Raw genomic sequence first — 15,408 nt, forward strand, 5'->3', positions numbered from 1 at the left:
CCCGATAGCTTCCGGATCGAACAGTTTTCGAACGAAACCTTCTTTTCGATCAAGGGATGTCAAACATGCGTAACGTTCTTCTTGCTGCGGTGGCGACTGCCACAATGATGTTGCCGGTTGTTGGCCAGGCGGCCGAAAAACTGGTTGTTTACACCAGCCAGCCGACCCAGGATGCCCAGACCACGGTTGATGCCTTTATGGCGGCCAACCCGGATGTTGAAGTTGAGTGGGTTCGCGATGGCACCACCAAACTGATGGCCAAACTGCGCGCCGAAATCGCCGCAGGCGACCCGCGCCCGGATGTCCTTCTGATTGCCGATACCGTAACGCTCGAAGGGCTCAAGCAGGAAGGTCAGCTTCAGGCCTATAAATCGCCCGAAGCAAGTGCGTATGAAGATGCGCTGTATGACGGCGAAGGCTATTACTATTCGACCAAACTGATCACGACGGGCATTGTTTACAATACTGCGGTCAAAGCCCCGAAATCATGGGCTGACCTGTCTGATGCGGCGCTGAAAAATCAGATCGTCATGCCAAGCCCGCTTTATTCCGGTGCGGCCCTTATTCACCTCTCCACCCTGACCGAGAACAAAGACCTTGGCTGGGACTACTATCAGGCACTGGCCGCCAATGATGCCCGCGCGCAGGGTGGCAACGGTGGCACGTTCAAGGCCGTTGCATCGGGTGAAAAACCTTATGGCGTGGTTGTCGATTTCCTTGCCATCCGGGGCAAAGCCAAAGGATCGCCGGTTGATTTCGTCTTCCCGACCGAAGGTGTCACCTATGTGACCGAACCCGTCGCGATCATGAAAGACGCCAAAAACGTCGATGCGGCGCATAAGTTCGTTGATTTTGTCCTCTCGGATGCCGGTCAGAAACTGGTGCTTGATATGGGCTATATCCCGGCCCGTAACGACATGGACCTGCCAGAAGGCTTCCCGGCCCGCAAAGACATCAAACTGATGGATTTCAACCCGGCGATTGCCCTTGAACAGGCCGACGCCAACAAAAAGAAATTCGCCGACATCTTTGGGGCTGAGTAATGCAGGCTGTAAGTCGCCTTCGCGGCTTTTGGCCCGGCATGATCACAGCCCGTTCAAACAGCAACCGGTCTTCGGACCGGTTGCTGTACTGGTTGTTGGTGCCGGTCTTTGTCGTGTCCATCCTGCCGATTGTCCGCCTCGGGTTTGAGGGCGTCATGGTCGGCGGCGTGCCGTCCTTTGACTATTTCCGCGATGTTCTGGGCAATGGATCAACGTGGCAGGCCACGGCCAATAGCCTCTATACCGCGGGTCTTGGCACGATCATTTCCCTTTTGATCGGCGGGTCCTTTGCCTTTCTGGTGGCCCTGACCGATGTGCGCGCCAAGGCCGCCTTGGTGTTTTGCTTTATGATCCCGATGATGATCCCGCCGCAAATCACAGCACTTAGCTGGGTGCAACTGACTGGCCCCAGCAGCGCGCTTTTAAATGCCTTTGGCATCGCCCCGGCGATGGGATCGCCCCAGCCGCTTTATTCTGCCGAAGGCATCGCACTGCTTTTGGGCATTCAACATGCCTCCATCGTGTTTTTGACCCTGCGTGCGAATTTGCGCATGCTCCCCCGTGAACAGATCGAAGCCGCCCGTTTGGCCGGCGCACGCGGGGGGCGGTTGTGGTGGCAAATCATCCTGCCGCTGACCAGCCCCGGCCTGATTGCCGGCACCGCCATGGCCTTTGTCACCGCCTTGGGCAATTTCGGCATTACCGCGATGCTGGGCATTCCGGCAAATTATGCGACCTTACCGACCCTGATTTATCAAAAGCTGGCCGGTTTTGGCCCGTCGGTACTGGGCGAGGTTTCGGTCCTTGCCATGCTGATTGGCGCGATTGCGATTTGCGGGGTCGCCCTTCATCACCGGCTTTTGTCCAAACGCGATTATCGTTTGATGGGCATGGTCGGACGCCCACTTGATATCTCCCTTGGTGCACGGCGTCCCTTGATTGAGGCAATCCTTTGGGCGGTTCTGGTGGCCATTCTGGTCGTACCGTTATTGGCCCTGATTGCAACATCGCTGGTCCCGGCCTTTGGTGTGAAACTGAATTTCGATAACTACAGTTTCGCGGCCTTCCGCGAAGTGCTGTTTGTTCAGCCCTCAACCGCGCGCGCCTTTCAAAACAGCTTCATGCTGTCGGTCGGGGCGGCGGTGACACTGGTTCTGGTGTGCTTGCCGCTGGCCTATGTGATGGTGCGCCGTCCTTCGCGTCTGACCAAGCTGATCAACCTTCTGGTCGAAGTCCCCTATGCCTTGCCCGGTGTGGTTCTGGCGATTGCCTGCATCTTGCTGTTTATCCGTATTCCACTGCTTGATGTCAGCCTCTATGGCACGCTCGGCATCATTTTCATTGCCTATCTGGCACGATTCCTTGTGATTGCCTTGCGTCCCGTGATGAACAGCTTTAGCCAGCTTGACCCGGCACTCGAAGAAGCCGCACAGGCGTGTGGTGCCGGACTTGGCCGACGCTTGCGCGACATTTTGTTGCCGCTCGCCGCCCCGTCGGCGGCCGCCGGGGCGCTCTTGGTGTTTCTAACCGCATTCAACGAATTGACCGTATCGGCCCTGTTGTGGGCGTCGGGCAATGAAACGCTGGGTGTTTTGATTTTCAATCTTGATGACAGTGGCGACACCGTTCTGGCTTCGGCCGTGGCGGTTATGGTCGTGCTGGTGGTGATTGCGTTGATGAGCTGTTTTCAGCTGGCATCGCGTCGTTTGCCCAAGGGAGTTGTGCCATGGCAGACATAAATCTTTCGCGTATTACCAAAAGTTTTGGCGATTATCGCGCGGTCAATCAGGTCTCGCTTGATATCGCCGATGGCGAATTTGTCGCCCTTTTGGGCCCGTCGGGATGTGGCAAAACCACATTGCTGCGCTTGCTGGCCGGGTTTGAAGAACCCGATGGCGGGGTGATTTCGCTGGGCGGGCAGGTGGTTGCCGACCCGCAAAGCAACATCATGGTCACCCCGGAAATGCGCAATCTGGGCATCGTGTTTCAATCCTATGCCCTGTGGCCGCATATGTCGGTGGCGCGCAATGTTGGCTATCCGTTGGAAGTTCGCGGTTTGGGGCGCGCCGAACGCGATCATAAAATCAAGGCCGCCCTCGATACCGTCGCCCTTGGCCCTTATGCGGATCGAAGCCCGACCGAACTTTCCGGTGGTCAACGCCAACGTGTGGCACTGGCGCGTTGTTTGGTGATGGAACCGCGTGCGGTGTTGCTTGATGAACCGCTGGCCAATTTGGACGTGCATTTGCGCGAAACCATGCAGCAGGCGTTTCTGGATTTCCATCGCCGCACCGGCGCGACCATGATTTACGTCACCCACGATCAGGCCGAAGCCATGGCCATGGCCGACCGGATTGCGGTGATGGACAAGGGCCATATTCGCCAAATGGCCGCCCCCGAAACCCTGTACCGCGAACCGGCTGATTTGATGGTGGCGGGCTTTGTCGGGGCCGGGGCGGTTTTGCCGATCAGCAACGTGTCGATCACCGATGATCGAACCTGTTCGGTGCGGCTTGGCGACACGGATGTTGCCGCGCGCATCTGTCCGAATTTCGTGCGCAATCGGGCGGCGGCACATGCCGGACAGGCGGGTCTTTGCCTGCGCCCCGAAGACGTATGGGTCGATGATGCCGGGGCGTTGCGCGGGTCTGTCGAAGATTGCGTTTATCTCGGTGGACGGTTCCGATTGTCGGTGCGGATCGGGCAGGATCGTGATCATGTCTTGCCGGTTTATGCCAACCGACGGGCGCGCATTGGCGAAAACGTCGGATTAAAAGTATCCGATGGCTGGGTGTTTGACCGCATGCAAGGTGAGGCCGCCTGATGTCAGCCCGGATGCGTATTCTGTCTGGCTTGGGTGAAAAAGGCCCGGCCTGCTTGCGGCTTGAATTTTTTAACCGGCGCTGGCTGCTTGATTGCGGCGTTGGCCCCGAAAGCGATCAGGGGTTCGATCCGGCGTGGCTGAACAAAGTTAACGCTGTTTTCATTACCCACGACCACATTGACCATATCGGGGCGGCCGATGAAATCGTTGCTGCTGGCTTGCCGATTTATTGCACCGAAGTCACCGCGAAATCACTGCCCAGGGGGGCGAATGTTATTCCACTGCCACCCCATGGGGAAATACAGGTCGATGGCGTGACGGTGACCACCGGGCGCACCGGCCATTCGTTTGGTGGGGTGTGGCTGCATTTCGAACTGGGTGGCGGGGTGTTGTATTCCGGCGATTTTTGTCAGGAATCCGATTACTTCCTCTATGACACGCCGCCCGATGCGGCCACCGTGTTGCTTGATGCTTCCTATGGTATGGAGGGGCTTACCCAGAATGTGCGGATCGACAGCCTTTTGACCACCATGACCAAACTGGATGGTCAAATCCTGTTTCCCGTGCCGCCCAGTGGCCGGGCGGCGGAAATGGCCTTGCTGTTTGAACGCAATGGTCTGACCGACTGGTCGATGGATGATCGGTGTTATGGGCAGGTCAAACAGGTTCTTGATGCCCGTGGCAGTGATTATGTCGACGGCGATGCGATCCGGCGTTTGCGGTTGCTCAAAGACAAGGCAAAGCATTTCAATCCTGATGCCCGGTTGCTGCTCTGTCACGCGCCCTGCGCGACCTTTGGCAAGGCCCGCGAACTGATTGACGGTTGGGGCGATGCCGGGCGACTGGGATCAAGTGCGCATGTGATCTTTACCGGCTTCATGCCGCTAAACGCACGCAAAATGGTCGAAAAGGGCCACGCGCATTTCCGCCGCTGGAACGTGCATCCGTTGTCCCAGCACGTTGTGAATGTTGCCAATGACTGCCACGCGATGCAGGTCGTGCCGCTGTTTAACAGTCGGCCAGAGGACTTTGGTCTTGTCGACGGGTTCGACGGGCGGCTACAGCTTGCTGATCGGTTCTATTTATAATGCAGATGCTTTTTCAAAGGGATGATGCCGGGTCATGATCTATGCCGCTGAGAAGTTCGATTTTCCCAAGGTGCCGTTTGTCTTCATCCGGCACGGGGAAACCGATGCCAACCGGGCAGGCATCATTGCCGGATCGACCGAGCCGCCCTTAAACGATACCGGCCGCGCACAGGCCGCCGCAATCGCCGATCTGATGGCGCTCGGCACATGGCAGGCGGTTTATGTCAGCCCGCAAGACCGGGCGCGCACAACGGCCCAATTGGCTTTGCCCGGTTATACCGCCCATGTTCTGGACGGATTGCGCGAACGCCATTGGGGCGACCTTGAAGGCCGCCCGGTGTCCGAGCTTTGCCCGCGCTTTGACACCCCGCCAAACGGCGAGGGGTTTGATGCCATGTGTCAGCGTGTGTCCTTTGCCATGCAACAGGCATTGGCCGAGGTCACCGATAACGTCTGTGTTGTTGTTGCCCATTCAGGCGTGGCGCGCTGCATTCTGTATATGACCGGGTTTGAGGCCGATGGGCCACGCCTGCCCAACGCCACCCCGATGCTGTTCCGCCCGACCGCCACCGGCTGGGACTATGAAAATTTGACCGAAACACTGATCAAGGAGATTTCCGCGTGAACCAACCGCAGACCAATGCGCAAGGCCCCAACCGCACTGCACGCAATGCACGCAACGCACGTGACGCGGTGGTGTTTGATATGGATGGAACACTGGCGCATTTCGATGCCGATACCCTGGGGCATCTGGTTCATGGTGTGGAAAAACACTGGGATGCGTTCTTTGACGCCATGGATTTGGCCAAGCCGATTGAAAACATCGAACGGTTATTGCGCATCCTGCATGCCTCGGGCCATGCGATTGTCATCTGCTCCGGCCGCCCCGCCGGTTGGCAACATCGCTCCGAAGCATGGCTGCGCGCCCATAACATTCCATTTGATGGCATGTACCTGCGCCCCATCGATGCCGATCACCGCACGGATGAAGAAGTCAAAGAAGACCTTCTGGCCCAAATCCGTGCCGACGGCTTTGATCCGTGGCTGGTCGTCGATGACCGCAGCCGGGTGGTCGATAAATGGCGCGAGATGGGTTTGACCTGTTTGCAATGTGCACCCGGCGATTTTTAGGGTGCGATTTTTGAGGGATGTGATTTTTGAGGGATCTGATTTCTAGGATCTGATTTTCAATCCTCATACAAATAAAAACACACAAAAAAGACCGGCCATGAAACTTCATGCGCCGGTCTTTTGAGCCGGGTTTGATTATTCACTTAATTTGAATAATAGCGAACATTATTCAAAAAATTTTGCGTAATCGCCATACCCTTCGGCCTCAAGATCCTCAATCGCGACAAAGCGTAAGGACGCCGAATTGATGCAATAGCGCAAACCCCCGCGATCCTGCGGTCCATCGGGAAAAACATGGCCCAAATGGCTGTCTGCATGCTTGGATCGCACTTCAATCCGGCGCATACCAAGGGTATTGTCTTCGCGCGCAATCACATGTTCGCTGTCGATTGGTTTGACAAAACTCGGCCAGCCACATCCGGAATCAAATTTGTCTTTGGACGTAAAAAGCGGCTCACCCGATACGATATCGACATACAGCCCATCTTCCTTGTGGTCCCAGAAATCATTGCGAAACGGCGGTTCTGTGCCGTTTTCCTGGGTGACGTAATACTGATCGGATGACAGGTCGGCGATTGCGTCAGGGTCTTTGGTGTATTTGCTCATGCGTATCCTCTTGCCATCTGTGGGCATTCAAAATCATGTCTCCAAAGATGGCGGGAATATTGAAATTGTCCAGTCCCGACGCCGCCGAAACACATCAAAGTGAAGGCAGTTTACCCCTGACACCAAGGCTGACGCTTGGTCTTGCCGTCATAGGCGCGCGCCAGTCCATTGCTGATCAGTTCAACATCAAGCGGACTGCCGTCAATCCGCACCGATGCCACCACGCGCCCACCATATCGGCCCCATTCGGGTTCGCAGAACTCCACTGATTTGGCGGATTTCAGGCGGTTTCGCGCATAATTGCGGGCCTGCTTGGCAAGGTGCTTTTCACTTTCGCATTTACCCCGGATTTCCGGGGTATCGACCCCACGCACTCGCACCGACATGTTGGCGATTTCACCGGGCAGGCCGGGAATGGCGACATAGATGGTGTCCCCGTCATAGGCATACTCCCCGCGATATTCACGCAACGGCCAGCCATAGCAGGCTGCCTGTGCCGGAAGGCTTGTTACGATCAGGGATAGAAGACCAAGTATGGCGATGCTGGTTGTTCGGATTTTGCGGGCGAGGGGGATCATGAAATGGAGCGCTTATCTTTGTAATTGTTACGTTGCTAGGGGGCAGGCTAGAGCTTTAGGCGCGACAAAATCTGACTGGCACGCTGTTCAACCGGGCCTTTGCGAACCTCGATCAGGTCATAGCCGCACGCGTGATAGGTCCGACACAACACGACATATGTTCTGACGGCTTCGGCGAAGTTTTGTGTTCGGGCATGATCGGTTTTGTAGATTTCCGCCCAAGGGGGCAGGATGAAAACCGTGCGGCGATAGCGATATGTTTTGATCGCACCCAGCAATCCTGTGTCGTCAGGCAGGTTGGATAACCGGCGATGCGCCAAGGTATCGGGCAGGCCGCGATCACAAAAGACCGTGCGCGGATGATGATCAAGCCCCGTTTGCCAGTCGCGGATCGATCGCCGGGCCATCAAGCCGGCATAGGCTTCGTTATCGTCCCACGGCACAGCGTTGCCGCCGCGCTCGATCTGTTCTTCGATGATGGCGCGTGCGGCCTCCGGGCTGGTGTCATAGCCGCGGTGGTGAAGGTGATTGATCAGTGTGGTTTTGCCAGAACCGGGCCCGCCGGTAATGACAACAAGGTTGGATGTTATAGGCGTTTGCATTGGTGTTTCCTGCGCGAAGCGCCCCGATATGGCGGCACTTTGCGGCAAGGTGATGGCAGGTGTTGCTGATTTTAAGGCTGCAAGAATCCGGGCGAGACGAGACGCGCTTTGTAGCGCCTTGCACGGTCCTGTCAACGTCAAAGCCAAAGCCAAAGCCAGAGACAAAGCTAAAGTCAAAGCAGGGTTATTCGCCGACCTGAACCGATGGCTTTTCAATCCGGGCCAGAATATGGTCAGACACCAACTGGGCAGACGGCGACAGCCTGTGGCCGCGTGCGGTGATCAGGCTATAGGGTTTGATTTCAATGCCGCCGTCAAACGGCAGTTCGGTGATCAGCCCACCACTGGCCAAAAGGCTTGTGACTTCTTCGGCCATTGGCGCAATGGAATCGGTATCGGCCAAGGTAGCCAGTGTCACCAGAAGGGATGCGGAATTCAGACTGGAGTGGGGCAGTGGCAGGTGACGCGAAATAAACGCGTCTTCAATCGTGCGGCGCATCAGGTTGCCGGGTGGGGGCAAAATCCATTCAAATCGCGAAAGCCGTGCCAGGGTTATCGGTTTGTTGTCGTCAAGTAACGGATGACCTGTGCTCACCATCAGGCGGATGCGTTCGCTGCGGATTTCGCGGATGTTAAATTGACGCGGGTTCATGTCTTCGGGCACGCGGCCAATGACAAAATCATGATCGCCCGCCAGCAAATCCTTGATCAGAAGATGTGACGGCCCAACCGCAACATGGGCTTCAAGAAGCGAGTTGATCGATTGGATGCTTCGGATGGCGGGCACGACCAGATCAACGGCCGCTGCGGTCACGGCCCCGATGAACACCGTGCCGCCACCGTGCTTGATGTCCTCGATTTCGCGTTCGGCCTCGCGGATTTCGATCAGCATGCTGCGTGCGCGTCGGGCAAGGGCACGCCCGGCATTGGTCATTTCGATCCCGCGCGGGCTGCGCACACACAATCGCACCTCAAGAATCGTTTCCATTTCCGACAGCAGACGCGACGCCGCAGGCTGCGACGTTTTAAGCATATCAGCCGCCAGACTGATCTGACCGGTTTCCTCCATCGCAACGATCATGCGCAGGTGGCTCAGCTTCAATCCGCGCTGAAACAGATTGCCGGACCGAAAGAGTAAGGATTTGGCCGAGCTTAACGGACGGCTGTTGCGTGTTTCTGTCATGATGGTTTCTCCCTCGTGGGGATTTTAGTATATCGATTTTGATATGCAAGTTTCGAAATTACTTATTTGATTGTTATGTTGATGGTCTGAATAATGCTGCGCGTATCCTTTGGGAAAACGGATACACTATTAAGTGAAAACAAAGACACGACATACGCAGGCCACATCGCCTGAGAAAAGTCGGGCAAAAGAAATGGCTGTTATGCCGTGTCTTGTAGGGAGGATAGCAATGAAACGTCTCAGTGCCGTAATGGCAGGGGTCGCCTTTGGCGCGGCCGCAATGATGAGCCCGATGATTTCTGGCGGTTATGCACATGCTGCCGATAAAGGCTACGTCGGGATCGCAATGCCGACCAAATCTTCGGCACGCTGGATTTCTGACGGCAATTCCATGGTTAAGCAGTTTGAAGAAGCCGGGTATAAAACCGATCTTCAATATGCAGAAGACGATATTCCAAACCAGCTTTCCCAGATCGAAAACATGATCGTTAAGGGCGTTGATGTTCTGGTGATTGCCGCAATCGATGGCACGACCCTTTCGAACGCACTTGAAAATGCGCAGGCAGCAGGCATCAAGGTTTTTGCCTATGACCGCCTGATCGTCGAAAGCCCGAATGTTGATTACTATTCGACCTTTGATAACTTCAAGGTTGGCGTTCAGCAGGCAACCTCGCTGGTTGACGGTCTGCTTGAATCGGGTGAGCCACCTTTCAATGTTGAACTGTTTGGCGGTTCGCCAGACGATAACAACGCATACTTCTTCTATAACGGTGCAATGTCGATCCTGCAGCCGCTGATCGATGAAGGTACGGTTGTTGTTAAATCCGGCCAGATGGGCATGGACAAAGTCGGTACCCTGCGTTGGGATGGTGCGGTTGCACAGGCCCGCATGGATAACCTTCTGTCGGCTTATTACACCGATGACAAAGTCGATGGCGTTCTGTCGCCTTATGACGGGCTTTCGATTGGTATCCTGTCGTCGCTTAAAGGCGTTGGTTACGGTTCGGGCGACATGGCAATGCCAGTTGTTACCGGTCAGGACGCTGAATTGCAGTCGATCAAGTCGATCATTGCAGGCGAACAGTATTCCACGATTTTCAAAGACACCCGTGAACTTGCACGTGTGACCGTTTCGATGGTTGATGATGTTCTTGCCGGTCGCGAGCCGACCATCAATGACACCAAAACCTATGACAACGGTGTGAAGGTCGTTCCTTCGTATCTGCTTGAGCCGGTGATGGTTGATAAATCCAACTGGAAAGAAATCATTCTTGGTTCAGGCTACTACACCGAAGACGAAGTGAAGTAAGCCAGCACTTTAGCAATGGAACCCGGTGGAAATGTCGTCTGGCATATCTGCCGGGTTCTAATGTCTGAACATTTCCGGATGCGGATGTCGTGCCAAAAAACGCAGACTTTGCGTGACGCACATGCAGGCATGTTACAATCCGCCAAGAAATTATCCCGGACAATCAACAAGACACGTGTATAGAAGCGTCGTCGCACAGCGACGGCAGTGGGAGGACCGGATGGATACCATCCTGGAAATGAAGAACATCACCAAGACCTTCCCTGGGGTAAAGGCGCTGGATGATGTCAGCCTTAAGGTTGAACGTGGCGAAATTCACGCACTTTGCGGTGAAAATGGCGCTGGTAAATCGACCCTGATGAAGGTGCTGAGTGGTGTTTACCCGCACGGCACCTATGAAGGCGACATCCTCTATGACGGTGGCGTGCAGGAATTCAAGGATATCCGCAGCAGCGAAGAACGCGGCATTATCATTATTCATCAGGAGCTGGCTTTGGTGCCGCTTCTGTCGATTGCCGAAAACATCTTTCTGGGTAACGAAAATTCCGAAAATGGCATCGTAAACTGGCCTGCGACATTTGCGCGCACCGGCGAGCTACTTTCGAAAGTCGGGCTTAAGGAAAATCCAGCGACGCTTGTGACCAACATCGGCGTTGGCAAACAGCAACTGGTCGAGATTGCCAAGGCGCTTTCCAAAAAGGTCAAACTGCTGATCTTGGATGAGCCGACCGCCAGTTTGCAGGAAAACGACAGTCAGAAGTTGCTTGATCTGTTGCTGGAATTCAAGTCGCAGGGCATCACATCAATCCTGATTTCGCATAAACTTAACGAGATCAACCGGGTTGCCGACCGCATCACCGTGATCCGTGACGGTAAGGCGATTTCGACCCTTGATGCGCGCGGCGGACAGATTACCGAAGACGACATCGTCAAGGACATGGTCGGGCGTGATATGGCCCACCGTTATCCCGAACGCACACCCAACATCAGCAAAGAAAAACTGATGGAAGTGCGCAATTGGTCGGCCACCCATCCGCTGCACCCAGAACGCAAGGTCGTTGATAACGTCAGTATCGACGTTGCGGCGGGTGAAGTTGTCGGGATTGCCGGGTTAATGGGGGCAGGGCGAACCGAACTTGCGATGAGCATCTTTGGCAAATCCTATGGCACCGATATTTCCGGCGACGTCCTGATCAACGGCAAACCTGCCGATGTTTCGACCGTTGAAAAGGCAATTGCCGCCGGTCTTGCCTATGTTACCGAAGACCGCAAGGAAATGGGTCTTATCCTTGAAGAAAGCATTACGACCAACATCACCCTTGCCAATCTGGGCGGTGTGTCTGAACGCGGTGTTCTTAATGATGGTGCCGAGCGTTCCGTTGCCGAAGAATATCGGGAGAAAATCAACATTCGGACACCGAATGTCGGGCAGAAGGTCGTCAATCTTTCCGGGGGAAACCAGCAGAAAGTCGTTTTGTCAAAATGGCTGTTTGCGGCACCGGAAGTCCTCATTCTTGATGAACCGACCCGTGGCATCGATGTCGGTGCGAAATACGAAATCTATACGATTATCAACCAACTGGCAGCCGACGGTAAGGGGGTCATTATGATCTCGTCGGAAATGCCGGAGCTTCTGGGCATGTGTGATCGCATCTACGTCATGAACGAAGGTGAGATCAAAGGGCAGCTTGCAGCAAAAGATGCAAGCCAGGAAGCAATCATGCGCATGATCCTGAAGGCGTGAGGAAAAGACAATGAGCGATACTGAAAACAAATCAATTGGTTACTATCTGCGCACCCATATCCGTGAATACGGCATGGTTGTTGCGCTGGTTGCCATTCTTGCCTTCTTCCAGGTTGTGACCGATGGCATCATGCTTAAGCCGGTCAACCTGACGAACCTGTTCTTGCAGAACAGCTATATCATCATCATGGCTGTCGGCATGCTGCTGGTCATTGTCGGCGGGAATATTGACCTTTCGGTCGGTTCGGTCGTTGGCTTTATCGGCGCACTTGCGGCGGTGATGATTGTTCATTGGGATTTACCAACCGTCTTTGTCGTTCCGGCATGTCTTGTGGTTGGCGCAATCATTGGGGCGGCCCAAGGGTATTGGGTGGCCTATTGGCGGATCCCGTCGTTCATCGTCACTTTGGCCGGGATGCTGGTGTTTAAGGGCTTGACCCTGGCGCTTCTGGGCGGGGCATCGGTTGGTCCGTTCCCGTCAGAATTTCAGGCAATGTCGTCGGGCTTCCTGCCGGACTTCTTTGGCGGTTTGATCGACGGGCGCTTTAACGTCTTTTCGATGACGCTTGGCGTTGCACTGACCGCACTTCTGCCGATCCTGGGCATGCGCTCACGGGCGAAACAGGCGAAATTTGCCGCCGTTGATGAACCGTTGGCCGTGTTTGTCACCCAGCATGCGGTTGCCGGTTTGGCCATTCTGTTTGTGACCTATCTTCTGTCGACCTATCGCGGCTTGCCAAACATCCTGATCATTATGGCCGTGCTGATTGCGATCTTCACCTTTGTCACCAACAGCACAACACTTGGCCGACGCATCTATGCGCTGGGCGGGAATGAAAAGGCTGCCAAGCTTTCAGGCATTAATACCAAACGCCTGACCTTCTTTACCTTTGCCAATATGGGCATGCTGGCCGCCCTTGCCGGTCTGGTCTTTGCCGCACGTTTGAATACAGCCACACCAAAAGCAGGCCTTGCGTTTGAGCTTGATGTGATCGCGGCTGTCTTTATCGGCGGTGCATCGATGTCGGGCGGTGTTGGCAAGGTGATTGGTGCCGTGGTTGGGGCGCTGATCATGGGGGTCATGAACAACGGTATGTCGATTGTCGGTGTTGGTATTGACTGGCAACAGGTGATCAAGGGGCTGGTGCTGCTCGCAGCTGTGATCTTTGACGTCTATAACAAAAACAAAGCGTAACAATACGATGACGAGAAAAGGCGCAAATATTCCCACACACAGTCAATCCGATAAGGGTTGGCAGGGATGTTTGCGTCTTTCACAGTCCCGCGCAACAGGTCCGTGTCTGTGCGTGAAAGGACCCGTCTCGATAATAATTCCAAAAGGAGAACGGGCATGACCAAATTCAAACCGGCAAAATGGCCACGCACCTTGCGTTCGCAAGAGGGGTGGTTCGGTGGCAGCAGCAAGGATGCCATCTATCACCGAAGCTGGATGAAAAACCAGGGTTTGCCGTCGGATTTGTTCGACGGACGACCGGTCATTGGCATTTGTAATACATGGTCGCAACTGACCCCGTGTAATGCGCACCTACGCGATTTGGCAGAGCGCGTTAAACACGGCATTTATGAAGCAGGCGGCTTGCCGCTTGAATTCCCGGTTTTCTCGGCTGGTGAAAGCACGTTGCGTCCAACCGCCATGATGTTTCGTAACCTTGCGGCCATGGACGTTGAAGAAGCCCTTCGCGGCACCCCGCTTGACGGTGTGGTTCTGATGGTGGGGTGTGATAAAACTACCCCGGCGCTTTTGATGGGGGCGGCCAGTGTTGACATCCCGGCGATTGTGGTCACCGGTGGTCCGATGCTCAATGGTAAATGGCGCGGTCAGGATATTGGGTCGGGCACGTCGCTTTGGCAGCTTTCCGAAGACCGCAAGGCCGGTAAAATCAGCACCGAGGATTTCCTTGAAGCGGAAATCGCCATGTCGCGTTCGCCCGGTTCGTGCAACACGATGGGGACAGCATCCACCATGGCCAGCATGGCCGAAGCCCTTGGTATGGCGCTTTCGGGTAATGCGGCCATTCCAGCCGTCGACAGCCGCCGTCGCGTGATGGCCCATATCACGGGACGTCGTATTGTCGATATGGTCAAGGATGATCTGAAGCCATCCGACGTTCTGACCAAGGAAGCGTTTGAAAATGCCATTCGCGTGAATGGCGCGATTGGCGGATCGACCAATGCGGTGATCCACTTACTTGCGATTGCCGGACGTGTTGGCATTGATCTGAGCCTTGATGACTGGGACCGTTTGGGGCGTGATATCCCGACGATTGTCAATCTGCAGCCCTCTGGCAAATACCTGATGGAGGAATTCTTCTATTCCGGTGGATTGCCCGTGGTGATCAAGGCGCTGGCCGAGGCCGGAAAGCTGCATAATGATGCGCTGACGGTGTCGGGCGAAACCATGTGGGATCAGGTCAAGGAAGTTCGCAACTGGAACGACGACGTTATTCGTCCGTTCGAAAAGGCCCTTACCGAAAGTGGCGGTATTGCCGTGGTAAAAGGCAACTTGGCCCCTAATGGTGCGGTGCTTAAGCCGTCGGCGGCAACGCCGGAACTTTTGACCCATCGCGGCCGTGCCGTGGTGTTTGAAGACATCGATGATTACAAGGCCAAGATCTATGACGAGGATCTTGATATCGATGAAAACTGCATCATGGTCCTTAAAAACTGTGGCCCGAAAGGTTATCCGGGCATGGCAGAAGTCGGCAATATGGGCTTGCCGCCCAAGGTGCTGCGTAAGGGCATTACCGACATGGTGCGTATTTCCGATGCCCGCATGAGCGGCACGGCTTATGGCACGGTTGTTTTGCATACATCGCCCGAGGCTGCTGCTGGTGGTCCGTTGGCGGTGGTTCAAAACGGCGACATGATCGAACTTGATGTGCCCAATCGACGTCTGCATCTTGATATCAGCGATGCCGAACTTAAACAGCGTCTGGCCGATTGGCACAGCACCGTGCCGGTTCCGGCAAGTGGTTATGCGTCGCTGTATTACAAAAGCGTTATTGGTGCCGATAAAGGGGCCGATTTTGACTTCCTCGTTGGTCATCGTGGCAAGGAAATTCCCAAAGACAGCCACTGATCAACGCGAACACCAAAACTCCCGTCAGATGCTATTGGGGTAGCATCCGGCACACCCTGAACCGGCTGGCAAGAAATTGCTGGCCGGTTTGCGTTTGACGGGGATGTGCCAGCGAAACCGGGAAGATGAATGTAATTTGAAAATGGCAATCAAGGGTTGAATGTTTTGATTTAAAGACCATACTCCTCGTAGGGTTAAAA

The 15,408-nt window shown here is 55.0% G+C and carries 14 protein-coding genes; 10 read left to right on the plus strand and 4 right to left on the minus strand.

Features of this window, described 5'->3' with window-relative positions; translation table 11 throughout:
• Nucleotides 1-65 precede the first annotated feature (65 nt).
• From COO92_RS18165 to COO92_RS18190, 6 genes are read left to right on the plus strand one after another with little or no spacing between them, the layout of a single operon-like run.
• Nucleotides 66-1,043, plus strand: coding sequence for an ABC transporter substrate-binding protein (locus COO92_RS18165; RefSeq protein ID WP_206186433.1), 978 nt, complete (start codon nt 66-68; stop codon nt 1,041-1,043).
• Complete coding sequence (locus COO92_RS18170) at nt 1,043-2,782, plus strand: ABC transporter permease (RefSeq protein ID WP_101304419.1); 1,740 nt, start codon at nt 1,043-1,045, stop codon at nt 2,780-2,782. Before COO92_RS18165 ends, COO92_RS18170 begins: the two co-directional genes overlap by 1 nt.
• Nucleotides 2,770-3,867: an ABC transporter ATP-binding protein gene (locus COO92_RS18175; protein ID WP_101304420.1), complete on the plus strand. Its 1,098-nt coding sequence runs from the start codon at nt 2,770-2,772 to the stop codon at nt 3,865-3,867. The genes COO92_RS18170 and COO92_RS18175 overlap by 13 nt, the downstream gene beginning before the upstream one ends.
• A complete protein-coding gene (locus COO92_RS18180) occupies nt 3,867-4,955 on the plus strand; it encodes an MBL fold metallo-hydrolase (RefSeq protein WP_101304421.1) in 1,089 nt (362 codons plus the stop codon). The genes COO92_RS18175 and COO92_RS18180 overlap by 1 nt, the downstream gene beginning before the upstream one ends.
• A 34-nt stretch (nt 4,956-4,989) precedes the next feature.
• On the plus strand, nt 4,990-5,580 hold the full coding sequence (locus tag COO92_RS18185) for a histidine phosphatase family protein (RefSeq protein WP_101304422.1): 591 nt from the start codon (nt 4,990-4,992) through the stop codon (nt 5,578-5,580).
• Entirely contained in the window at nt 5,577-6,086 is a 510-nt protein-coding gene (locus tag COO92_RS18190) for a phosphatase domain-containing protein (protein ID WP_240626507.1), read from the plus strand. Before COO92_RS18185 ends, COO92_RS18190 begins: the two co-directional genes overlap by 4 nt.
• A gap of 165 nt (nt 6,087-6,251) precedes the next feature.
• Here COO92_RS18190 and msrB read toward each other — a convergent pair whose 3' ends face one another.
• From msrB to COO92_RS18210, 4 genes are all read right to left on the minus strand, one after another.
• The gene (gene msrB / locus COO92_RS18195; RefSeq protein ID WP_101304423.1) at nt 6,252-6,692 is read right to left on the minus strand and encodes a peptide-methionine (R)-S-oxide reductase MsrB; all 441 of its coding nucleotides are present in this window, start codon (nt 6,690-6,692) and stop codon (nt 6,252-6,254) included.
• Nucleotides 6,693-6,802: 110 nt separating this feature from the next.
• Complete coding sequence (locus COO92_RS18200; protein ID WP_101304424.1) at nt 6,803-7,270, minus strand: thermonuclease family protein; 468 nt, start codon at nt 7,268-7,270, stop codon at nt 6,803-6,805.
• A 47-nt stretch (nt 7,271-7,317) separates the two neighbouring features.
• Entirely contained in the window at nt 7,318-7,872 is a 555-nt protein-coding gene (locus COO92_RS18205) for an AAA family ATPase (RefSeq protein WP_101304425.1), read from the minus strand.
• 184 nt (nt 7,873-8,056) lie between these two features.
• Complete coding sequence (locus COO92_RS18210) at nt 8,057-9,055, minus strand: LysR family transcriptional regulator (protein WP_101304426.1); 999 nt, start codon at nt 9,053-9,055, stop codon at nt 8,057-8,059.
• Between the two features lie 229 nt (nt 9,056-9,284).
• On the opposite strand from COO92_RS18210, the gene chvE reads away from it, so the two are divergent.
• From chvE to araD, 4 genes are all read left to right on the plus strand, one after another.
• Nucleotides 9,285-10,364 carry a multiple monosaccharide ABC transporter substrate-binding protein gene (gene chvE, locus COO92_RS18215; RefSeq protein ID WP_101304427.1) on the plus strand — a complete coding sequence of 360 codons (1,080 nt, stop codon included), beginning with the start codon at nt 9,285-9,287 and terminating at the stop codon, nt 10,362-10,364.
• 220 nt (nt 10,365-10,584) lie between these two features.
• Nucleotides 10,585-12,108: a multiple monosaccharide ABC transporter ATP-binding protein gene (gene mmsA, locus COO92_RS18220; protein ID WP_101304428.1), complete on the plus strand. Its 1,524-nt coding sequence runs from the start codon at nt 10,585-10,587 to the stop codon at nt 12,106-12,108.
• Nucleotides 12,109-12,118: 10 nt separating this feature from the next.
• Nucleotides 12,119-13,303, plus strand: coding sequence for a multiple monosaccharide ABC transporter permease (mmsB, locus tag COO92_RS18225; RefSeq protein ID WP_101304429.1), 1,185 nt, complete (start codon nt 12,119-12,121; stop codon nt 13,301-13,303).
• Nucleotides 13,304-13,459: 156 nt separating this feature from the next.
• Nucleotides 13,460-15,208 (plus strand): L-arabinonate dehydratase, encoded by a 1,749-nt coding sequence (gene araD, locus COO92_RS18230; protein WP_101304430.1) that lies wholly within the window; start codon nt 13,460-13,462, stop codon nt 15,206-15,208.
• Nucleotides 15,209-15,408 lie beyond the last annotated feature (200 nt).

This window comes from Thalassospira lohafexi (assembly GCF_002844275.1).
GTDB classification, from domain to species: domain Bacteria; phylum Pseudomonadota; class Alphaproteobacteria; order Rhodospirillales; family Thalassospiraceae; genus Thalassospira; species Thalassospira lohafexi.